Origin of the sequence: Actinosynnema pretiosum, assembly GCF_002354875.1 — a bacterium.
GTDB classification, from domain to species: domain Bacteria; phylum Actinomycetota; class Actinomycetes; order Mycobacteriales; family Pseudonocardiaceae; genus Actinosynnema; species Actinosynnema auranticum.
The window spans coordinates 2,443,892-2,464,670 of sequence record NZ_CP023445.1 but is presented as its reverse complement, the minus strand read 5'-3'; the positions used below and the strand labels follow the sequence as shown (position 1 = coordinate 2,464,670).

General features: G+C 73.9%; 19 protein-coding genes. 4 read left to right on the top strand and 15 right to left on the bottom strand.

What is annotated here, in order from left to right:
* Positions 1-6 precede the first annotated feature (6 nt).
* From CNX65_RS11175 to CNX65_RS11155, 6 genes are all read right to left on the bottom strand, one after another.
* Entirely contained in the window at positions 7-1,764 is a 1,758-nt protein-coding gene (locus tag CNX65_RS11175; RefSeq protein ID WP_309142001.1) for a glycoside hydrolase family 6 protein, read from the bottom strand.
* A gap of 472 nt (positions 1,765-2,236) precedes the next feature.
* Complete coding sequence (locus CNX65_RS11170; RefSeq protein ID WP_157767590.1) at positions 2,237-3,031, bottom strand: ESX secretion-associated protein EspG; 795 nt, start codon at positions 3,029-3,031, stop codon at positions 2,237-2,239.
* A gap of 91 nt (positions 3,032-3,122) precedes the next feature.
* Positions 3,123-4,457, bottom strand: a complete 1,335-nt coding sequence (locus tag CNX65_RS11165; protein ID WP_096492721.1) for a PPE domain-containing protein — start codon at positions 4,455-4,457, stop codon at positions 3,123-3,125.
* Between the two features lie 3 nt (positions 4,458-4,460).
* Entirely contained in the window at positions 4,461-5,072 is a 612-nt protein-coding gene (locus tag CNX65_RS11160; protein ID WP_157767589.1) for a DUF3558 domain-containing protein, read from the bottom strand.
* A complete protein-coding gene (locus CNX65_RS35260; RefSeq protein WP_157767588.1) occupies positions 5,069-5,503 on the bottom strand; it encodes a hypothetical protein in 435 nt (144 codons plus the stop codon). The genes CNX65_RS11160 and CNX65_RS35260 overlap by 4 nt, the downstream gene beginning before the upstream one ends.
* 258 nt (positions 5,504-5,761) lie before the next feature.
* Entirely contained in the window at positions 5,762-6,376 is a 615-nt protein-coding gene (locus CNX65_RS11155) for a DUF3558 domain-containing protein (RefSeq protein WP_096492719.1), read from the bottom strand.
* Between the two features lie 397 nt (positions 6,377-6,773).
* Here CNX65_RS11155 and CNX65_RS11150 point away from each other — a divergent pair, with 397 nt between their 5' ends.
* Positions 6,774-7,487 carry an SDR family oxidoreductase gene (locus CNX65_RS11150; protein WP_096492718.1) on the top strand — a complete coding sequence of 238 codons (714 nt, stop codon included), beginning with the start codon at positions 6,774-6,776 and terminating at the stop codon, positions 7,485-7,487.
* A 46-nt stretch (positions 7,488-7,533) separates the two neighbouring features.
* Here the strand turns inward: CNX65_RS11150 and CNX65_RS11145 are convergent, their stop codons facing one another.
* From CNX65_RS11145 to fabG, 5 genes are all read right to left on the bottom strand, one after another.
* Entirely contained in the window at positions 7,534-8,331 is a 798-nt protein-coding gene (locus CNX65_RS11145; protein ID WP_177154406.1) for a hypothetical protein, read from the bottom strand.
* A gap of 33 nt (positions 8,332-8,364) precedes the next feature.
* A complete protein-coding gene (locus CNX65_RS11140) occupies positions 8,365-8,943 on the bottom strand; it encodes a YcxB family protein (protein WP_157767587.1) in 579 nt (192 codons plus the stop codon).
* A complete protein-coding gene (locus CNX65_RS11135; RefSeq protein ID WP_096492715.1) occupies positions 8,940-9,974 on the bottom strand; it encodes a ferrochelatase in 1,035 nt (344 codons plus the stop codon). The genes CNX65_RS11140 and CNX65_RS11135 overlap by 4 nt, the downstream gene beginning before the upstream one ends.
* Positions 9,975-10,069: 95 nt before the next feature.
* The gene (fabI, locus tag CNX65_RS11130; protein ID WP_096492714.1) at positions 10,070-10,837 is read right to left on the bottom strand and encodes an enoyl-ACP reductase FabI; all 768 of its coding nucleotides are present in this window, start codon (positions 10,835-10,837) and stop codon (positions 10,070-10,072) included.
* 66 nt (positions 10,838-10,903) lie between these two features.
* Positions 10,904-11,608 (bottom strand): beta-ketoacyl-ACP reductase, encoded by a 705-nt coding sequence (fabG, locus tag CNX65_RS11125; RefSeq protein ID WP_096492713.1) that lies wholly within the window; start codon positions 11,606-11,608, stop codon positions 10,904-10,906.
* A gap of 125 nt (positions 11,609-11,733) precedes the next feature.
* On the opposite strand from fabG, the gene CNX65_RS11120 reads away from it, so the two are divergent.
* The 3 genes from CNX65_RS11120 to CNX65_RS11110 all read left to right on the top strand — a co-directional run bounded on the left by CNX65_RS11120 (position 11,734) and on the right by CNX65_RS11110 (position 15,999).
* Entirely contained in the window at positions 11,734-14,418 is a 2,685-nt protein-coding gene (locus CNX65_RS11120; protein WP_096492712.1) for an FAD-binding and (Fe-S)-binding domain-containing protein, read from the top strand.
* A gap of 57 nt (positions 14,419-14,475) precedes the next feature.
* Complete coding sequence (bla, locus tag CNX65_RS11115; protein ID WP_096492711.1) at positions 14,476-15,453, top strand: class A beta-lactamase; 978 nt, start codon at positions 14,476-14,478, stop codon at positions 15,451-15,453.
* A 180-nt stretch (positions 15,454-15,633) separates the two neighbouring features.
* Complete coding sequence (locus tag CNX65_RS11110) at positions 15,634-15,999, top strand: effector-associated constant component EACC1 (protein ID WP_096492710.1); 366 nt, start codon at positions 15,634-15,636, stop codon at positions 15,997-15,999.
* A gap of 58 nt (positions 16,000-16,057) precedes the next feature.
* On the opposite strand, the gene CNX65_RS11105 is transcribed toward CNX65_RS11110, so the two are convergent.
* The 4 genes from CNX65_RS11105 to CNX65_RS11090 all read right to left on the bottom strand — a co-directional run bounded on the left by CNX65_RS11105 (position 16,058) and on the right by CNX65_RS11090 (position 20,741).
* Positions 16,058-16,435, bottom strand: coding sequence for a MerR family transcriptional regulator (locus tag CNX65_RS11105; protein WP_096492709.1), 378 nt, complete (start codon positions 16,433-16,435; stop codon positions 16,058-16,060).
* A gap of 88 nt (positions 16,436-16,523) precedes the next feature.
* Positions 16,524-16,847, bottom strand: coding sequence for a divalent-cation tolerance protein CutA (gene cutA / locus CNX65_RS11100; RefSeq protein ID WP_232519786.1), 324 nt, complete (start codon positions 16,845-16,847; stop codon positions 16,524-16,526).
* The gene (locus tag CNX65_RS11095) at positions 16,844-18,784 is read right to left on the bottom strand and encodes a glycosyl hydrolase family 95 catalytic domain-containing protein (RefSeq protein ID WP_096492707.1); all 1,941 of its coding nucleotides are present in this window, start codon (positions 18,782-18,784) and stop codon (positions 16,844-16,846) included. Before CNX65_RS11095 ends, cutA begins: the two co-directional genes overlap by 4 nt.
* On the bottom strand, positions 18,759-20,741 hold the full coding sequence (locus tag CNX65_RS11090) for a beta-galactosidase (RefSeq protein WP_096497725.1): 1,983 nt from the start codon (positions 20,739-20,741) through the stop codon (positions 18,759-18,761). The genes CNX65_RS11095 and CNX65_RS11090 overlap by 26 nt, the downstream gene beginning before the upstream one ends.
* Positions 20,742-20,779 lie beyond the last annotated feature (38 nt).

Genomic DNA, 20,779 nt, shown 5'->3' with positions numbered 1-20,779 from the left:
CGACCGTCAGAGCGTCGGGTAGGCGTTGCGCATGAGCTCCTGGAACTGCGAGGAGAACCAGTGGCCCGACAGGGGGGCGTTGCCCAGGGCGCCGGACGGGTTGTTCCCGTTCCGGATGTTGCCGCCGTAGGTCGGGTCGCACATCCGGTCGAAGCCCTTGCCCTCGTTGTTCGGGATCTGGCTGCTGGAGCCGTCGGACTCGCCCGGCGGCTTCATCCAGACGTAGGCGTCGATGCCCGGCTTGGGCGAGGCCTTGGGCCGCTCGCCGAGACCGGCGCCTGCCTGGTTGCACCAGTTGCCCTTCTGGGCGCGCTTGTCGATCCGCGACTCGTTGACGTAGACCGTCGGGTCGGTCGAGGTCGACTTCGCGGTGGGCCTGGCGGAACCGCCCCAGCCGTTGCGCGAGGTGTCGATCAGCATGCCGATGTTGGAGTCGAAGCCGTTCTTGACGAGCTCCTGGCGCAGCGCGGTCGCGAAGGCGATCTCACCGTTGAAGTCGTTCCAGTCGACCCACTTCGACTTCTCCTTGACCGCCTGGCCGCCGACGACGTCGTCGACCGTCCAGTGCGGCTCCTCCAGCGCGGAGTAGTTCGCGGTGTTGGTGATGAAGCCGTGCACGTCGGACTTGGTCGCGCCCTCGCGGCCCAGGATGGTCGAGATCATCTTCGCCGAGGAGAAGAAGTTGTCGTACTCGGGAACGGTGTCGCCCCAGCCGATCCAGCCGTGGTGGCCGGCGTCCAGGTAGTTGTAGACGTTCGCGATGTCACCGAGCTTGGAGACCGCGTACGCCACGCCGTTCTGGTAGTTCTGGTTGGCCTTCATCGTGTCGCAGTTGGGAACCGCGGTCGCCCTCGGGGAGACGTTGGTGACCAGGTTCGGCAGCGAGTCGACCTCGATGACCGTCACGATGCGCAGGTTCGCGTAGGCGGGGCGGGAGAGGATGCCCGCGACCTTGTCGATGTACTCGGTCTTGTAGCGGTCCAGCTCCGTCGCGCCCAGCTCGCCGTTCGAGGCCAGCGCGGCGCAGTCGCGACCGGGCAGGTTGTAGATCACGACCTGGAAGACCAGGTTGCCGCCGGGCGCGGTGCGGGCCTGCTTGACCGCCTCGTCCAGGTGGTCGGCCAGGCCCATCGTGCCCGTGGTCGGCGACCCGTTGCCGTCGATCGAGCTGATCCGGTCCATCCAGACGCCGGTGGGCTGGTTCGCGATGCGCGAACCGCCCGGCTCGGCGGCGGCGAGGGCCGACCACTGCGGGTTGACGTAGACGCCCGCGTTGGCGTACGGGTTGTCGACCCTGGTGCCGGGCTGGTTGTTCCCGGAGGTCGTGGTGGTCGTGTTGCCACCGGTGGTCGTGGTCGTGGTCGTCGTCGTGGTGGACGTCGGCCCGACCGAGCCGGTGCAGACGGTGCCGTTCAGCTTGAACTGGGTCGGCACGGGGTTGCTGCCGCTCCAGGTGCCGTTGAAGCCGGGGGACACCGACGCGTTGGTGCCGAGGCCGGGGCTCCAGGTCGGGTTGGTGACGGTCACCTTGGCGCCCGACTGGGCGAAGGTGCCGTTCCACCCCTGGCCGACCCGCTGACCTGCGGCGAAGTCCCACTCCAGGGTCCAGCCGCCGGTGATGGCGTCCCCGAGGTTGGTGACCGTGACCGTGGCGCCGAAGCCGTCGGACCACTGGTTCGTGACGCTGTAGTTCACCCGGCACCCCGGTGCGGCGTTGGCGCTCGGGCCGCCCACCACGACCGCGGTCGCGGCCAGAGCGGTCACCGAGAGCGCTGCCGCGGTCCCGGCGAAGCGCCGTGACCGGGCAAAAGTGCGCAGACTCATGCATCGCCTCCTTGCGAGCAATTTGCCGTCTGGGAGCGCTCCCAGCCCTCCTCGCCGATGCCGCCGTCGACGCAAGACCGGGGTGTCGGGATTGGGAGCGTTCCCAGAAAGGACCGTAACGCACGACACGTGACGTTTACCAGGCTCGATTTGGCAGAAAAGTCGACTTCTCGACTTGCCGCAATCGTTTCCACTGCTCTGACCTGCGGTTTTGTCGGTGCGGTTTCGGGTGTTCGGCCGATGCGTGGTCACTGTGCGTGGCAGACGGCGGTCAGGCGTCCACCTGTTCAGCCGCTCGTGACCGGTGGAGCGGCGGTGCTAGACGTCGTGCGCACGGGCGCGGGCGTGGGGGTGGTCCGGGTGGTGGCGGGCCGATCGGGGGGGGTGCCCCGCGCGGTTCCGGCCGGGCTCGTCAGCCGGCGGCGAGGGCGCCGAGCCGGGTGGCCACGGCGCCGAAGTCGGCGGGCTGGACGGTCATCCAGGGCGTGCCGCGCCGGTCGACCTCGAACTGGAGGTAGCGCCCGCTCGGGGTGTCGAAGAACGTCAGCGGGCGGGCCGAGCGGACCCGCCTGCCGGTGCGGTCGCGCCCGGTCGAGAACAGCTGGCCACCGCCCGCGCGGGGTTCGGCGAGCAGCTTGCGCAACTCGCGGACCTGCTGCTCGTGGGCGTTCCCGGAGGGCAGGCTCCGCCGCAGGAACGACCCGTCCGCCGCCGCCGGGTCGCGGCCGGGTTCGAGCGCGTCGAGCGGCAGCGTGAGCGCGCGCCCGCGACCGGGCGGGGCCTGGGGCAGCGCGGAGACGAGCGCGGTGACGGCGTCCTCGGGGCGGACGGGTTCCAGGACGAGGTGCTTGTCGGCGCGGACGACGACGCGCACCGCGTCCCGCCCGGACACGGAGACGAGGGCGGACCGGGTGCGCTCGTCGCCAGCGTTGAAGAACGCGTAGTAGTCCCGCCCCGCCTCGGCGACCACCCGGAGCGCGCCCGCGAGATCCCCCCGGATCTCCCGCCCGCGCGCGAACCCGGCGTCGCCGAGCGCCGCCCACCCGTCCCGGAAGGCGGCGAGCCCGCTCCGCAGGTCGCCCCCGGCGAGGGCGGCGTCGTCGAGGTCGAGCTCGACGATCAGCGCGCGGTGCAGTTCGGGGAGCCCGACGGCCTGCCAGGCGACGTAGACCGCCGCGGCGGGCAGCACAACTCTGCCGTGCAGCACTTCCCAACCCCCGTGCGACCGGATAGTCCTTTGTGGACGGTCCGGTCTTCGCGCTCCTGTTGCCTTCCTTGGCTTTTGCCGCTGGTCGTGCTCAGCCACCGATGACGGGCGGCGCGACGAGCCGATCGTCCTCGTAGTAGGCGTCGGTGGCCTCGAGGTACTTGGCCGAGCGCTCGACGTCCTCACCGCCCTGCCCGCGCCCACCTCCGGCGCCACCCATCCCGGCGACCCCCGTGCCACCCGCGGCGCCTCGCGCCCCGGCGGCGCCCGCGGCAACCCCGGTTCCCCCTACGCCGGAACCGCCACCGGCGCCGAGCGCGGCGGCGGACCCACCACTCCCCAGTCCGCCCCCGCCAAGCCCACCGGCTCCGCCGGCTCCGCCGGCTCCACCGAACCCGCCAGCTCTCCCAAGCCCGCCACCACCAACGCCCCCGGCACTTCCAACGCCGTACCCACCGGCCTTGCCAAGCTCACCGGAAGCACCACGCCCACCACCACCGGAGCCCGCCGCACCACCGCCGGCCCCACCGGTTCCAGGGGCGTACCGCCCACTCCCGGCGTTCCCACCGGGATACCCCCCGCCGACGTACCCGCCGCCGGTGTACCCACCACTCCCGGCCCCAGCGCCGTACCCACCGCTCCCGCTCTGCCCACCACCGGCGGGGTAAGCGCTCCCCTGGTTGGCGGCAGCCGGGCTGGTCGACCACGAGGGCGCAGTGACCGAATTCCCCCCACCCCCAGGCGGAACCGCGTACCCGGCCGTGGAGCCCCCTGGCTGGTCCCCACCAGGCGTGTACGCCCCCTGCCCCACCCCACTGCTGCCAACCCGCCCGTCGTACCCGCTGTGCCCCTGGGCGGAGTCGACCGCGGTGGACGAGGTGTCCGCAACGCTGCCGTTGATCTCCTCGGGGCTGTCGAACTGCGGCATCGAGGCGGTGATCTGGCTGATCCGGCTCCCGTACTCCTCGTAGACCCGCATGTTCTGCGCGTCCACAGCGGCGCTCTTCTCGACGGCCTCGTCGTAGTCGGTGTCCCAGGGGACGAAGTCCTGGTACCAGGGCTGATCCGGAACCGCGACCGACGGCTGCACGGAGTTCTTGGCCTGGCTGTAGGCGTCCGCGGCGTCCGCCATCGCCCCGGCGGCGGTCCGGGCGCCGTCCGAGGCGGCGAGCGCCCACGAGGAGAGCGGGGTGGTCGCCGCGCGCATGGTGTCCGCCGCGGCGCCCTGCCAGGTGGCCCCGGAGTCCTTGATCGCCTGGTCGATCAGCCGGGCGGCCTCCTCCTGGGCGTCCGAGACCGTGGACCACGCCTCTTCGGCGCTCTGGGCGTTCCGGACGACGTCACCGCCCTGAAACCACTTGGGGATGCTCTTGGCGTAAACGGCCTGCCCGAGAGGACCGCCGATGAGGACGTCTTCACCCGCCACAGCTCATCCCTTCAGGTTCTTGAGGACAACAGCCGCGAACCGCTTGGAGTAGTCGCAGGGGTTCGCGTACTCCGGCGAGTTCTCCACGGAGGTGAGCAGACCAGAGAGGAAAACCCGTCCGTCGGCGACGCTGACGGCAGAGGAGCAACCGACGATTCCGTAGGAGTTGAAACCGGTGATGGCGGGATAGCCGTCGATCGTGGTCTCGTCGAGGTTGTCCCACTGCTGCCCCATGTTCCTCTTGAGAACGTCGTAGGGAAGCTCGAAGTCGTACACGCCGATGCTGTACTGCGCGCCCAGGACGATGTTGGCGGGCTGCCAGGAGCAGTCAACCGACTTGCCGGGCCCGGACTCGTCGACGGCGATCGTGGGCGACTTGAAAGAACCGAATTCGGCCAACTGGGAGGCGGTGACGAGAGCGCACGGGTCGTCGGCGTAGGGCTTGAGGTCCAACTCCGCGGGGCGAGCAGCCCCGGTGCCGGGGGGTGCGGTCCGGGCGGAGGAACTGGCGGGACTCCCCGCGGCCACCGGCTTCCCGCTCTCGGCATCCGGAGAGCAGGCAGCGAGCGCGGTGACCAGGGAGGCGATGACCACGACCAGCGCGGACGGCCTCACAGCTCGCTTCCCGAGTTCTTGAGAGCCCGGGAAGCGCCCGCGTCGACTTCTTCGTACTCCTTGATCGCCTGGTCGAGCTTCTCGATGGTGCGGACCACCACTTCGCTGGCTTTCTTGTTGGCCCACAGGTACCCCACGCCCTCCCCCGACAGGGATCTTTCACTGGCCTTCCCCAGGGAAGCCCCGCAGGGGTCGACTCCGAAGGGTTCTTTGCCGCCCAAGAACTGCGCACCCCGATAGCTGCCGTAGAAGGTCTCGACCACCTTCTCCAAGGACGCGCGCAACGCCTTCGCCCCTTCGAGGGAGACCGTGAACTCGGTCCGACCCCCCTGGTGACCACCCGCCGGGGAAGCGCCGCCCGCCCCACCGGCGGTGTCCGCCCAGAAACTGATCTTCCCCTCGCCGGTCCCGCCCGCGCCGTCGTCAGCCACCAAGTCCCCCCGGACTCCGCAGAACAATGATCTTGCCGCAGGAGCGCAGCCCTGTTCGGCAAGCACACGATAATGCACACCCGCGCGAACCAAGGCGCTTTTCCCACCTCAAGAGCAACGTCACCCGCTCTGCACGCGGAAAGCACCCGAAAGAATTCCCAGGGTCACGAAGCGAACCGGAAAACACGAACAGCGACCGGCAAGCAGAAGGGCCGGGACCCCGGAGAACGAGGTGCCCGGCCCCACGAGTCGAGCGGATCAGCCCTTCGCCGTCTCCACGACCAACCCCGCGACCTCCTGCGACTTCTCACAAGCCGCCGACGCCTCCGGCAGGGCGCTGTTCGTCACGCCCACCAGCACCTGGAACGTCGTCTCCGCCGAGGCCGCCACGATCGTCGTGCAGCGGCCCTTCCCGCCCGCGACCGGCGAGTGCGTGAACGCCTCCAGGCCGCCCACCGTCGTCTCCTCCTTCACCGAGGACGACTCCGCGAACCGCACCGCCTTCGCGAACGTCTCGTCCGGCAGGACGACCGTGTACCGCGCCCCCTTGGTCAGGTCCTTCGGGTTGAAGACGCACGAGGGGCTCCCGCCGGTCTTCCCCGGCTCCGGCACGTCCATCGCCCCCAACCCGGCCACCTGCGCCGCGGTCAGCAGGTCGCACGGGTTCGACGCGTACTTCGACAGGTCCAGCCCACCGGCCGCCCCGCCCTTCGAGCTCGGCGCCGTGCTGCTCTCCGACCCGAACTCGGGAATCCCCGAGGGCGAGCTCGCGGGCGCGCTCTCCGGCAGGGCCCTGCCCGCCGACTCGGTCGAGCAGCCGCTCACCGCGATCACGGCGGACACCGCCGCGACCGCCCAAAAACCCACTCTCACGTTCCACTCCTGTCACAGGCGCCCCGGCGAGGGGTCGCCCGATGCCGCAAACGCCCCGGATTCTGGTCCCAGCGGCGCGGAGGACGAGGACCGGCGGTCGCGCGGACCGGCGGGACGGGCTGTTCTCCCCCAGGAGAGGCCGGGCGTGGCGGCGCCTGACCGACGCCCCGCTCGAACCCCCCGCGCCGGAACGGATGATGTCAGAGCGACCCCGCCCGCGTCCGGGAAACACAAGATCAAGACACCGGTTCCGCCAGCGCGCTCCGCGCGGTCACCGCACGATCACCAAGCGCTAGCAGGGGAACCGCAGCAGCGCACCGGCCCGAGTGGACACCCGCGCCTGGGTGGGTGCGGCGCACCCTTCTTCCGCCCCGCCGCCCGCGCCAGGCTCGATGACATGAACACCACCTCGAAGGTCGTCCTCGTCACCGGCGCCTCCTCCGGCATCGGCGCCGCCACCGCCAGGGTCCTGGCCGCCGCGGGCCACCGCGTCGTGCTCGGCGCCCGCCGCACCGACCTGCTCGACGCGCTCACCGCCGAGCTCGGCTCCGGAACCGCCCACGCGCTCGACGTCACCTCGAAGTCCAGCTTCCAGGCCTTCGCCGACGCCGCGCTGGCCGAGCACGGCCGCATCGACGTGCTGGTCAACAACGCGGGCGTCATGCCCCTGTCCCCCATGGCCGAGCTGCGCACCGACGAGTGGGACCGCATGGTCGACGTCAACCTCAAGGGCGTGCTCAACGGACTCGGCGCCGTGCTCCCGACGATGCTCGCCGCGAACTCCGGCCACCTGGTCAACGTCGCCTCGATCGCCGCCCACGAGGTGGTCCCGACGGCGGCCGTGTACTCGGCGACGAAGTTCGCCCTGCGCGCCCTGTCCGACGGCCTGCGCCAGGAGCTGTCCCCGAAGGGCGTGCGCGTCACGACCGTCTCGCCCGGCGTGGTCGAGTCGGAGCTGGCGGACACCATCACCTCGCCGGAGGCCGCCGAGATGATGCGCACCTACCGCCAGGTCGCGCTGCCCGCCTCGGCGATCGGCGAGGCGATCGCGTACGCGGTCGACCAGCCCGCGAACGTCGCCGTCGCCGAGATGATCGTGCGCCCCAGCTGACGGCGGGGCACGGCTCCTCCCGCTCGCGGGAGGAGCCGGAACCCCGTCAGTGCCGCCCGGCCTCCTGGTCGGTCAGCACCCGGACCGCCTCCTGCACCGCCGCCAACCGCGCCCGCCGCACCGCCTCCGACACCGGCCGCAGCGCGTCGTCGCGCCCCCGAGTCGCCGACGCCGACACCGCCCCGCCGGGCGCGTCCGCCGACGCCACCGCCAGGATCGCCGCCACCTCCGCCGCCCGCTGGAGCACCCGCAGCGACCTCGGCGGCATCCCGGCTGGCCACTCCTGGGCGCTGCTCTCGGCCACCAGCGCCGCGATCTCCTCGCGCACGTTCGGCCGGTTCCGCGCCACGTCCAGGGTCACCAGCGAGGTCGTCGCGCGGCGCAGCGCGTCGGCGAGGCCGTGGTCGGCCTCGCCGAGCGGCACGTGCTCGGGCGGGGTGGTGGTCGGCAGGTCGTACGCCGTCCACCTGACCACCCCGTCCGCCACCCGCTCGGGCACCAGGCCGACCCCCAGCTCGGGCAGCACCGCCGCCTCGCCGACCCGCAGCGCCGCCTGGCTGAGCGGCCCCCGCCCGCCGAGGCCGCGCGCGTCGCCGGGGACGGGGAGCACCAGCCGCACCGACGTCGCCGACGCCCGCCTCAGCGCCGCGAGCAGCAGGGCGGGCCCCACCGGCGGCTCACCGGGACCGGGCAGGTCCAGGGCCGTGGCGGTGCCGTCGTCGTGGGCCGCGACCTCGTGCAGCCCGCCCCACCTGCCCAGGGCGTCGAGGACGTCGTCGGCCGCAGCCGCTCCGTGCAGCCACCCGGACGTCCAGACCACCAGCGTCGCACTCGCACAGGACACGACCGCCAAAGATACGCGGGTGCCCGCCCGGTTTCAGGCAGCCGGGCCGACGTGTTCGGCCAGCAGTGCCCGGAACTTCTCCACCCCGTCACCGGAGCCGAACGCCCGGTGCGGGACCGCGTACATCCCGGACTCGGGCGTGCGCAGCACGAACGTGCGCCCGGTCTCCGCCCAACCGGGCAGCCGCGCCCAGTCCACCTCGCTGCGCGCCGCCCCGCTCACGGCCATCCGCAGCGAGTGGTCGTCCGCGCTGCCGGTGACCGCCTTGGCCGCGATGGGGTGGTTGTGGAAGCTCACCCAGGTGGTCACCGGCACCATCGCGGCCATCAGCGCCGCCAGCACGAGCGCCGCGACACCGGGCACGGTCAGGCCGATCACCAGCACCACGACCCCGAACACCGCGAACGCGGCGGCGAACCACGGCACCCAGCGGTACAGGGGCACGGCGGTGCGCAGCGCGGCCCGCCAGTCCGACGGGTGCGGGGTCCAGGCGAAGTCGACGCCGCGGGCACCGGACGGGACAGCGGCGGCGGGCGGGACAGCGGCACCGGACGGGACAGCCGCGGCGGGCGGGCCCTCGTCGGGCCCGCCCTCGGCCCCCTCCCCCGTCACGACGAGGTCTGGGGCCGCTGCGGACGCCTGGCTGGCTCGCAGCACATCGGCGCGCAGAACTCGCCGTTCACCGTGCACCCGGCGGACGTGAAGTCCGACAGCTTGCGCGGCTGCGCGCCCGAGGTGTGCTCGGCCACCAGCTCGGCCACGAGCTGCGCGAAGCGCGGGTCGCCGTTGGGCGTGGCGGCGCGGGCGAAGCCCATGCCGAGCTCCTCGGCCTTCTCGCGGGCCTCCGTGTCCAGGTCCCAGACCACCTCCAGGTGGTCGCTGACGAACCCGATCGGGCACACCACGACGGCGGGAACGCCCTTGCCCGAGAGCTCCTCGACGTGGTCCACGATGTCGGGCTCCAGCCACGGGATCTGCGGCGGCCCGGAGCGGGACTGCCACACCACGTCGTAGTCGGCCACGCCGAGCTTGTCCGCGACCAGGCGGGCGGCCTCGGCGACCTGCCGCGAGTACCGGCCGCCGCCCTCCTCGGGCGGACCGGCGGCCTTGTCGGCGGAGAGCGGGATCGAGTGGGCGGTGAACACCAGCCGGTACTCGGTCAGGCCCTCGGCGGCGGCGCGGACCGCGTCGGCGAAGGAGTCGACGAACAGCGGGTGGTCGAAGAACTGGCGCAGCTTCACCAGCTCGGGGGCGCCCTCGCCCACGGCGGTGCGGGCCCGCAGGATGTCCTCGTCGTACTGGCGGCACGCGGAGTAGCCGCCGTACGCGCTGGTGGGGAAGACCAGGGCGCGCTTGACGCCCGCGGCCTTCATCTCCGCGAGGGTGTCCTCGACCATGGGGTGCCAGTTGCGGTTGCCGAAGTAGATCGGCATCTCCAGCAGCGGCTCGACGGCCGCGATCGCGGACCGGTTCAGCTCGTTGATCGGGGAGACGCCGCCGAAGTGCAGGTAGTGCTTCTCGACCTCGTCCAGCCGCTCGGGCGGCACGCCCCGGCCTCGGGTCACGTTCTCCAGGAACGGGCGGACGTCGGCCGGTCCCTCCGGGCCGCCGAAGGACAGCCACAGCAGCGCGTCATAGCTCACCGGCCCATCCTCGCGCCACCCCTGACCGCCCGCACAACCGGGTCGGGGTGTCCGACCCGGTTGTGAGGAGCGCTACAGGGCGTGGGCGCGCGGCGTCACAGGCCGAGGAAGTGCACGCCGCCGTCGACGAACACCATCGAGCCGGTGGTGGCGGGGAACCAGTCGGACAGCAGGCCGCAGACCGACTTGGCGACCGGCGTCGGGTCGTCCACGTCCCAGCCCAGCGGCGCGCGGTCGGCCCACATGCTCTCCAGCTCGCCGAAGCCGGGGATCGACTTGGCGGCCATCGTGCGGACCGGACCGGCGGAGACCAGGTTGACCCGGATGCCCTTGGGGCCGAGGTCGCGCGCCATGTAGCGGTTGATCGACTCGAAGGCGGCCTTCGCGGCGCCCATCCAGTTGTAGGCGGGCCACGCCTGGCGGGCGTCGAAGTCCAGGCCGACGATCGACGAGCCCGGCCCGAGCAGCGGCAGCGCCGCGGCGGCCAGCGCCTTGTACGAGTACGCCGACACGTGCATGGCGGTCGACACGTCCTCCCACGGGGCGTCCATGAAGGGCGCGCCGAGGCAGGACTGGGGGGCGAAGCCGATGGCGTGGACGACGCCGTCGAGGCCGTCGACGTGCTCGCGGACCCGGTCGGCCAGCGTGTCCAGGTGCTCCTGGTTCTGCACGTCGAGCTCGACCACGGGGGCGGGGGTGGGCAGGCGCTTGGCGATGCGCTCGACCAGGCTCATCCGGCCGAAGCCGGTGAGCACGACCTGGGCGCCCTGCTCCTGGGCGACCCTCGCCACGTGGAAGGCGATCGAGGCGTCGGTGATCACACCGGTGATCAGCAGGCGCTTGCCCTCAAGCAGTCCGGACACGAGATGTTCCTCCGTCGTTCGGGGTTGTTCTGGTCGTTCGGTGGGGTCGGGCGGGCCGGGACGGGGTCAGTGCCCCATGCCGAGGCCGCCGTCGACGGGGATCACCGCGCCGTTGATGTAGGCCGCGCTGTCCGAGGCCAGGAACGTGACGGCGGCGGCGACCTCGTCGGTGCTGCCGTACCGGCCCGAGGGCACCTGGGACAGGATCTGCTTGCGCCGCTCCTCGGACAGCACCTCGGTCATCTCGGTGCTGATGAAGCCGGGCGCCACCACGTTCGCGGTGATGTTGCGGCTGCCCAGCTCGCGGGCGATCGAGCGGGCCACGCCCACCAGACCGGCCTTGCTGGCCGCGTAGTTGACCTGGCCGGGGCTGCCCATCAGGCCCACGACCGAGGAGATGAACACGATCCGCCCGTAGCGCTTGCGCAGCATCCCCTTGGACGCGCGCTGCGCCACCCGGAACGACCCGGTCAGGTTGGCCTCGACCACCCGGCTGAACTGCTCGTCGCCCATCCGCAGCAGCAGGGTGTCGTCGGTGATGCCCGCGTTCGCGATGAGCACCTCCACCGGCCCGTGCGCCGCCTCGACCTCGGTGAACGCCGCGTCGACCTCCTCGGCGGAGGTCACGTCGCACTTGACGCCCAGCAGTCCCTCGGGCGCGCCCGAGCCCCGGTGGGTCACCGCGACCTTGTCGCCCTGCTCGGCGAACGCCCGAGCGATCGCCAGACCGATCCCGCGGTTGCCGCCGGTCACCAGTACGGACCTCGCCACGCCCTCAGCTCCCATCTGCGCCGATTCCTCCGCGCCGGTTCATCTGCGCTGGTTGATGCCGCCGAAGGCTATCGGCTCGCCCCCGAAGGTCCCGCATCGGCGAGGCGCGGACCACAATCGGCGGGGTGGATCTCCTGAACCGGCTCCGCGCCGAGGTGGACGGCGACGTGCTCGCCGACGCCGCCAGCCGCGCCCTGTACTCCACCGACGCGTCGAACTACCGGCACGTGCCGACAGCCGTGGTCAGGCCGAGGTCGCTGGACGCGGTGGCAGCCGCCGTGGGGGTCGCGGCGGAGCTGGGCGTGCCGGTGACCTCGCGCGGCGCGGGCACCAGCATCGCGGGCAACTCGGCCGGTGACGGGCTGGTCCTGGACTTCTCCCGGCACCTGGACCGGGTGCTGGGGATCGACGCCGCGCGCGGGCTGGCGGTGGTGCAGCCGGGGGTGGTGCTGGACCGGCTCAACGACGCGGCGCGCCCGCACGGGCTGCTGTTCGGACCGGACCCGTCCACGCACTCGCGGTGCACGCTCGGCGGGATGATCGGCAACGACGCGTGCGGGTCGCGGTCGGTGGCCTGGGGCAAGACCAGCGACAACGTGGCCGCGCTCGACGTGCTGCTGCCGGACGGGCGGCGGTTCGACACCACCGCTCCCCCGCCGCTGGACCTGCCGCGCGCCGACCCGGCGTGGTACCCGGCGCTGGAGCGGCGGGTGTCCGGGTACCGGCTGGACGCGCTGCCGGACCTGACGCGGGCGCTGGTGGGCACCGAGGGCACCTGCGCGGTGCTGCTGGGCGCGACCGTGCGGCTGGTCCCGGCACCGCCGAGGCGGGTGCTGGCGGTGCTGGGGTTCGACGGCCGGTACGACGCGGCCGACACCGCGCCGCACGTGGCCGCGCTGGGCGACGTGCTGGCCGTGGAGGGGCTGGAGGAGTCGCTGGTCGCGGCGGCCGGGCGGGACGTGCGCAGGCTGCTGCCGCGCGGGTCGAGCTGGCTGTTCGTGGAGACCACCGAGGAGGTCGTGGCGCACGAGGCGGCGTCGCTGGCCCCGCACTCGGCGGTGGTGCTGGACCCGGCGCGGCAGCGGGCGCTGTGGCGGGTGCGGGAGGACGGGGCGGGGCTGGCGACCCGGACGGCCGACGGCGGCGAGGCGTGGTCGGGCTGGGAGGACGCGGCGGTGCCGCCGGAGCGGCTGGGCGCGTACCTGCGCGAGTTCGACGACCTGCTGGCCGGGCACGGGCGGCGCGGGGTGACGTACGGGCACTTCGGCGAGGGCTGCGTGCACGTGCGGATCGACTTCGACCTGGCGGGCGGGCGGCGCGGGGCGCGCGGGTACCGGGCGTTCCTGGAGGCGGCGGCGGACCTGGTGGTCGCGCACGGCGGGTCGGTGTCCGGGGAGCACGGCGACGGGCAGGCCCGCTCCGAGCTGCTGGCCAGGATGTACCCGCCGGAGGCGATCGCGGCGTTCCGGGCGTTCAAGTCGGCGTTCGACCCGCGCGGGCTGCTCAACCCCGGCCGGGTCGTCGACCCGCTGCCGCTGGATCGGGACCTGCGGGTGGTGGTGGCGCCCGCCGTGATCCCGACCAGGGCGGCGCTCGCGCTGCGCGCGGACGGCGGGGACCTGGCGGCGGCGACGCGGCGGTGCGTGGGCGTCGGGAAGTGCCTGAACACCTCCGGCGGGGTGATGTGCCCGAGCTACCGGGCCACCCGCGAGGAGAAGCACTCCACGCGCGGGCGGGCGCGGCTGCTGTTCGAGATGCTCGCCGGGGACGTGGTGCGCGGCGGGTGGCGCTCGACCGAGGTGCGCGAGGCGCTGGACCTGTGCCTGGGGTGCAAGGGGTGCAAGCGGGACTGCCCGGTGGACGTGGACATGGCCGCGTACAAGGTCGAGTTCCTGCACCGGCACTACCGGGGGCGGCTGCGGCCCTTGGCGCACTACTCGATGGGGTGGTTGCCGCTGTGGCTGCGCGCCCGGCTGGTGAACCGGGTGACGCGGCGGCTGGCCCGGTTCGCCGGGGTCGATCCGGGGCGTGAGCTGCCGGTCCCGGCGCGGCGGTCGTTGCAGGAGCGGTTCGAGCCGGTGGGGTCGGGCGACCCGGTGCTGCTGTTCCCGGACACGTTCACCAACCGGTTCGAGCCCGAGGTGGGGCTGGACGCGGCGGCGGTGCTGGCGGAGACCGGGCACTCGGTGGAGGTGCCGCGAGCGGCGGTGTGCTGCGGGCTGACCTGGTACTCGACCGGGCAGCTCGGGGTGGCGCGGCGGGTGCTGCGGCGGACGGCGCGGGCGCTGCGGCCGTGGGTGCGGGAGGGGGTGCCGGTGGTGGGGGTGGAGCCGAGCTGCGCGGCGTTCCTGCGGTCGGAGGCGGTGGAGCTGGCCGGGGACGACGCGGACGTGGTGGCGCTGGCCGGGGCGGTGCGCACGTTCGCCGAGCAGGTCGGGCCGGTGCTGGACGCGCCGGGCGGGGCGCCGGGGTCGGCGGTGGTGCAGCCGCACTGCCACCTGTACGCGGAGAGCGGGACGGGCGCGGACGAGCAGCTGCTGGCGCGGGCCGGGGTGGCGGCGGAGCTGGTGCCGGGGTGCTGCGGGCTGGCCGGGAACTTCGGGTTCGAGAAGGGGCACCACGGGGTGTCGGTGGCGGTGGCGGAGCAGGGCCTCGGGCCCGCGGTGCGGGCGGCGGGCGCGGGGACGGCGGTGGTGGCGGACGGGTTCAGCTGCCGCACGCAGGTCAGGCAGGTCACCGGGGCGGAACCGGTGCACGCGGCGACGCTGCTGGCCAGGCGGCTGGGGTTGCGCGGGGGTGGGCGCGACTAGCCCGAACAGCCCCCTACAGTACTCCGCGTGACGCACTGAACACGGAGGGGTACGACGATGGCTGACACTTCGCCAGGGGCCGCGCGGCGCAGGACGCTGCTCGCGGCACTGCTGGGCGTCCCGGTGCTGGGGGCGCCGCTGCTGGGCGCCTGCTCGACGGCCGGCCCCGCCGCGCCCGCCCCGTCGACCGGCGCCGCGCCGTCCGGGAGCGCGCCGTCCGGGGCGGGCGGCGCGGGCGAGGCGGCGACGGCCGAGCTGCCGGAGCTGGCCGCGCTGGAGGAGCGGCACGGGGCGCGGCTGGGCGTGCGGGTGGTCGACACCGGGTCGGGGGCGGCCGCGGGGCACCGGGCGGACGAGCGGTTCCCGGTGTGCTCGCTGGTCAGCGCGTACGCGGCGGGGGCGCTGCTGGTGGCCAACGACTGGGCGGACGGGTTCTTCCAGCAGGTGATCACCTACGAGCGGGCGGAGCTGATCGGGAACTCGCCGGTGACCGGGGCGCGGGTGGACGGCGGCATGACCGTGGCCGAGCTGTGCGACGCGGCGATCGCGCACGACGACAGCACGGCGCTCAACGAGCTGCTGTCGCTGGTCGGCGGGCCGGAGGCGATCACCGCGTTCGCGTTCGCGCTGGGCGACGAGCAGACCAGGCTGGACCGCTGGGAGCCGGACCTGAACGCGGCCGAGCCGGGCGACGAGCGGGACACGTCGACGCCCGCCGCGCTGGCCGCCGGGTACCGGAACCTGGTGCTGGGGACGGCGCTGGAGGGCGCGCGGGAGCGGGCGGAGCTGCGCGGGTGGCTGGAGGGCGGCGGGACGGTGCTGCGCTCGGTCGTGCCGCGCGGGTGGGCGGTCGGCGGGAAGCCGGGCGCCGCGGAGTACGGGACGCGGTGCGACGCGGCGATCGCCTGGCCCCCGGACCGCGACCCGCTGGTGGTGGTGCTGATGTCGACCAGGCCGGAGCGGGACGCGCGCGCCGACGGGACGCTGCTGGCCGACGCGGCGCGGGTGGCGCTGGGGGCGGTGGGGGTGGGGTGAGCTCCGGGCCGTTCGCCCGGTCGGGCCGAACGGGGTGGGCCGGACGGCCGCGCCCCGAACGGGCCAGGGCGGTGGTGCATCGGTGGCCGCTGGAGGTGTTAACACCGGTCGGCGCGGCAGCGATCCGGGTCGGTGAGAGCACCGGGCCGCGTGGTCCGGGCACGACGACGGGACGACCCGATGCCCAGTGCGACAGCGACGCTGAGAACCGACGGCGCGACCGAGGACGTGCGCGCGCTGGCCCGCTGGTTGCGCGACGGGGACGGCTTGCGCGGCCGGGTGAGCCTGGCGGGCGCGCAGGCGGCGCCGGGCGGGGCGGGTCAGGAGGGGGCCGCGCAGGACGCGGCGCTGGTGGTGCTGACCAGCGCGACGGCCCCCGCGCTGGTGCGCTGGCTGTTCGACTGGCTCAAGCACTGCCGGACCGCGCGGCAGGTGTCGCTGACCGTGCGCGGCGCGGACGGGCGCGAGGTGGAGCTGACGTGCGGGTCGACCACGGACGCGGCGCGCGTGCTGGCGTCGACGCGCGCGGTGCTGGCCGGGCGGTGACCCGTCGCGGCGACCGGTCGCGGTGACCGGCGCGCCACCGGTCCCCCACCGCCCCCGGCTACCCGGCCGTCCGGCTCACCGGCCGCTCGCACGCCTTCGCGCCCCTGGTGTAGTCGATCATCGAGTCCAGCCGGTCCCGCGTCTGCACCAGCGAGTCGATCTGGTCGGTGATCCGGTCCCGCTCCGTCGCCAGGAACGTCATCAGCTGCGGCGTGATGTGCCCGGTCAGGATGCACGGCAGCAGCTTCTGGATCGCCTTGCTCGACAGCCCCGCCGCGTAGAACTGCTGGATCAGCAGCACCCGCTCCACGGCCTGCTCCTGGTAGTGCCGCTGCCCGCTGGCGCTGCGCACCGACGCGAGCAGCCCCTGCTCCTCGTAGTAGCGGAGCGCGCGGACGCTCACGCCTGCCTTGTCCGCAAGCTCTCCGATGCGCACCTGAACCTCCACTGGAGTGTGCCCACCAGGTTAACCCGGTCGTGGGCACTCCTCCCGCGGTGAACTCCGCCACGCGCTCACCGGGACCTCACCTGGCGGTCTGGTCGCTCACCCAGTCCAGGTACGCCTCGCTCCCCGCGAGGACCGGCAGCGCCAGCACCTCCGGCACCTCGTACGGGTGCTCCCGCTCGATGTGCCGGTTCACCTCGGGGAGCCGCTCGTACGTGGTCTTGATCCAGAGCTGCCACTCCCGCTCGTCCTTGACCTCGCCCTCCCACCGGTACAGGCTCCGCACCGGCCCGCCGATCTGCACGCACGCCGCCAACCCGGCCGCGACCAGCCCCGAGGCCAGCTCCGCCGCCACGTCCTCGCTGTCGGTGGTGGTCAGCACGACCACGTGTTCCTCGCTCACCCGACCGAGCGTAGCCACGGCACGACGACCCTGCCGCCCGCCGCGAGCCGCTGCGCCAGCCGCCGCCCGCCGCACACCAGCTGGACCTCGCACACCCGGTCGGCGGTCAGCGCCACCGACCGCAGCTCGCCGTCCCGCCACTCCAGGTCGACCGCGATCCCGCCGCGCGCCCGCAGCCCGGTCACCCGCCCGGTCGGCCACGACGGCGGCAGCGCGGGCAGCAGCTCCAGCACGCCCCTGTGGCTCTGCAGCAGCAGCTCCGCCACCGCCGCCGTGTACCCGAGGCTGCCGTCGACCTGGAACGGGTTGGCGCAGGTCAGGTTCGGGTGGAGCGGCATCCCGGCCAGCGAGTCCGCCGCCCGCCCGCCCTCGCCCAACCTGGCCCACAGCGCCGCCTTCCACGCGTGCGACCACCCCGGTCCACCGGGCCCGCGCGCCTCCAGCGACCGCCGCGCCGCCTGCGCGAGAGCGCTCCCGCGCTCGATCCGCACGCCGGGGTACAGCCCGACCAGGTGCGAGAGGTGCCGGTGCTCCGGCTCGGGCTCGGCCCACTCGTCCCGCCACTCCAGCACCCGCCCGTCCGACCCCACCGGCGGCTCGGGGATCCGGGCCAGCGCCTCGGCGAAGCGCCCGACGTCCTCCCCGAGCACCGCCCCGGCCCGCACCACCCGGTCGAGCAGCTCCCAGGTCAGCGCCAGGTCCATGGTGGCCCCGACGCCGACGGCGACCTCGCGCCCGTCCGCCGTCAGGTAGTGGTTCTCCGGCGAGGTGGACGGCGCGGTGGTCAGCTCGCCCCGGTCCTCCACCAGCCACGCCAGGCAGAACTCGGCCGCCCCCAGCAGCAGCGGCCAGGCGCGCTCGCGCAGCCGCACCGCGTCCCCGCCGAACTCGTAGCGCTCCCACAGGTGCAGGCACAGCCACGCGCCCGCCATCGGCCAGTTCGCCCACGCCGGGTCGCCCTGCACGGGCGTGGCCAGGAACCAGCGGTCGGTGTTGTGGTGCGCGCACCAGCCGGGCAGCCCGTACAGCTCCCGCGCCACCCGCGCGCCCGACTCCGCGAGCCCGTGGAGGAACTCCAGCAGCGGCTCGTGGCACTCGGCCAGCGCGGTCGGCTCGGCGGGCCAGTAGTTCATCTCGGTGTTGATGTTGAGCGTGTAGTTGGAGCGCCACGGCGGCTCGGCGTGCGGGTTCCACACGCCCTGCAGGTTCGCGGGCAGCGTGCCCGGCCGGGAGCTCGCGACCAGCAGGTGCCTGCCGTGCTGGAACAGCAGGGCGGCCAGCGCCGGGTGCTCGCGGGGCCACGTCGACGGCGGGCCGTCCGGCGCGGCGCCCAGGTCCAGCTCGACCCGGCCGACCAGCTCGGCGTGCGCGCTGGCGGCGCGGTGCCGGAACAGGTGCCACGGCGGGACCCCGTCGACGCCGACGTACACCACGACCGCGTCGTCCTCGTCCAGCCGGGTGAAGTCCACATCGGACTCGACGGTGACCTCGTCGGCCCCGGTGACGCGCACGCCGAACCCGCCGCCGCACACCGCTTCCACCGTCACGGGACCGTGGAAGGTGGTGGCGATCCCCTTGAGCAGGTCCAGCTCCCGCCGGTAGCCGCCCTCGGCGCGGTAGCCGAGCACCAGCGCGCCGAGCGGCTGGTAGCTGGCGGTGTCGGGGCCCTGGACCGAGCGCAGCAGCTCGTCCGCGCGCTCCGGGTCGCCCGCGAGCGCGGCGGCCCTGGCGGCCCGGACGACCTCGGGGTAACCCGCGGCCGGTGGGGACGGGTCGGGCGGGGACGGGTCGGTCCACAGCCGGTCGTCGTTGAGGTCGAACCTGCCGTCGCCCCAGCACATCGCGCCGAACCGGCCGTCGCCGATCGGGTGCGCCTCCTCCCAGCGCGCGGCGGGTTCGGCGGCCCACAGGCTAGGGCTGTCGGAGAACGGCGACACCGAACCTCCCGAGTTCGACCTCGTCGGCGGGCGCGGCCTCGGCGCCCTGACCGCTCCCGGCGCCCGCGCCCGCCCCGGCGAGCAGGTCGACCCCGCCGCCGGGCACGATCACGGTCACCGGGTGTTCGTTGTGGTTGACCAGGAACAGGAACCCGCCCCGCCGCACCGCCTCCACGCCCGAGGGCAGCTCGGGCAGCGCGCGCGGCACGCCCGCGCTCTCGACCAGGTGGGCGAGCAGCCGCGCGGTGGCGGCGGGTTCGGGCCGGGTGGCGGTGTACCAGGCGCGGCCGTTGCGCAGCACCACCGGCGCGTCCCCGGCGCGCGCGACGACCTCGGCCCCGCGCGGGGCCACGTCGTCGAGCCAGAAGTCGGCGGTGAACTCCCCCAGCAGCTCGGACTCGCAGCGCAGCTCGCGCTCGACCGGCGCCATCTCGTGCACGGTCAGCCCGAGCAGCTCCCGCAGCGGACCGGGCGCGCCACCGGGGTGGACGCGGTCGTTCCCGTCCACCACGCCGGAGAAGAACCCGACCAGCAAGGTGCCGCCACCGTCCACGAAGGACTCGAACCGGGTGGCGTCGCGCAGCAGGTACAGGTTCGGCACGACCACCAGCGCGTAGGCCGACAGGTCCGCGTCCGGTCGGACGAAGTCCACCGCCACGCCCAGGTCGAACAGCGGCTCGTAGAAGTCCCGCACCCGCGCCAGCAGGTCGAAGTCGCCTGCGGGGTGCGCGTCGAGCCGGCACGCCCACCAGCTCTCCCAGTCCAGCGCGAACGCCACCGACGCGCGCACGTCCGCGCCGACGACCTCGTCCAGCCTCGCCAGGTCCGCGCCCAGCTCGCACACCTCGCGGAACACCCGCGTGTCCGGCCCGGCGTGCGGCAGCATCCCGGAGTGGAACTTCTCCGCGCCACCGGCCGAGGCCCGCCACTGGAAGAAGCACACCGCGTCCGCGCCGCGCGCCACCGCCTGCGCGGACTGGGCGCGCAGCTGACCGGCGGGCTTGGCCGGGTTGCGGTGCCGCCAGCTCACCGCGCTCGCCGCCTGCTCCATCAGCGCCCACGGCCCGCCCGCGAGCGAGCGCACCAGGTCGTAGGCGATGGCCGTGCCCACGTGCGACTTCGGGTCCGAGGGGTCGGGGTACCAGTCGTGCGAGACGACGTCCTCGTGCGCGGCCAGCGACCAGTAGTCCACCGGCTGGTCAAGGCCCATGAAGTTCGTCGTGATCGGCACGTCCGGGTTCGCCGCCCGCAGCACCGCCTTCTCCGCCAGGAAGCACTCCAGCAGCGCGTCCGAGGAGAACCGGGCGAAGTCCAGCCGCTGCGCCGGGTTGATCAGGTACGGGGCGCGGCGCGGCGGCACGACCTCGTCCCAGTCGCCGTAGCGCTGGCTCCAGAACGCGGTGCTCCACGCGGCGTTCAGCGCGTCCAGCGTGCCGTGCCGCGCCCGCAGCCAGCGCCGGAAGTGCTCGGCGCTGACGTCGCAGTGGCACACCTCGCAGTACTCGTTGTTCACGTGCCACATCACCACCGCCGGGTGGTGCGCGTACCGCGCCGCCAGGTCCGTCACCAGCTCCAGCGACCGCTTGCGGTAGACCGGGGACGACGGGCAGAACTGGTTGCGCGAGCCGTAGGACAGCCTGCGCCCGTCGAAGTCCACCGGCAGCGTCTCCGGGTGGCGGTGGCCCAGCCACGGCGGCGGCGACGCCGTCGGGGTGGCCAGGCACACCGCGATCCCGTTGGCGTGCAGCAGGGACAGCACCCGGTCGAGCCAGCCGAAGTCGCGCGCGCCCGGCTCGGGCTCGATGGTCGCCCAGGAGAACACGCCGACCGTGGCCACGTTCACCCCGGCCCGCTTCATCAGCTCGACGTCCTCGGCCCACACCCGCTCGGGCCACTGCTCGGGGTTGTAGTCCCCGCCGTAGAGCAGCCTGCCGCGCGCCGCAGCGCCCAGGCCCACCGGTCCCAGTCCCACCGGCCCCAGTCCCGTCACACCGT

What these genes read in the sequence shown, in the direction of transcription:
- CNX65_RS11150 (WP_096492718.1), top strand. Translation starts at nt 6,774, where the DNA reads ATGAACACCACCTCGAAGGTCGTCCTCGTCACCGGCGCCTCCTCCGGC.
- bla (WP_096492711.1), top strand. Translation starts at nt 14,476, where the DNA reads ATGGCTGACACTTCGCCAGGGGCCGCGCGGCGCAGGACGCTGCTCGCG.
- CNX65_RS11110 (WP_096492710.1), top strand. Translation starts at nt 15,634, where the DNA reads ATGCCCAGTGCGACAGCGACGCTGAGAACCGACGGCGCGACCGAGGAC.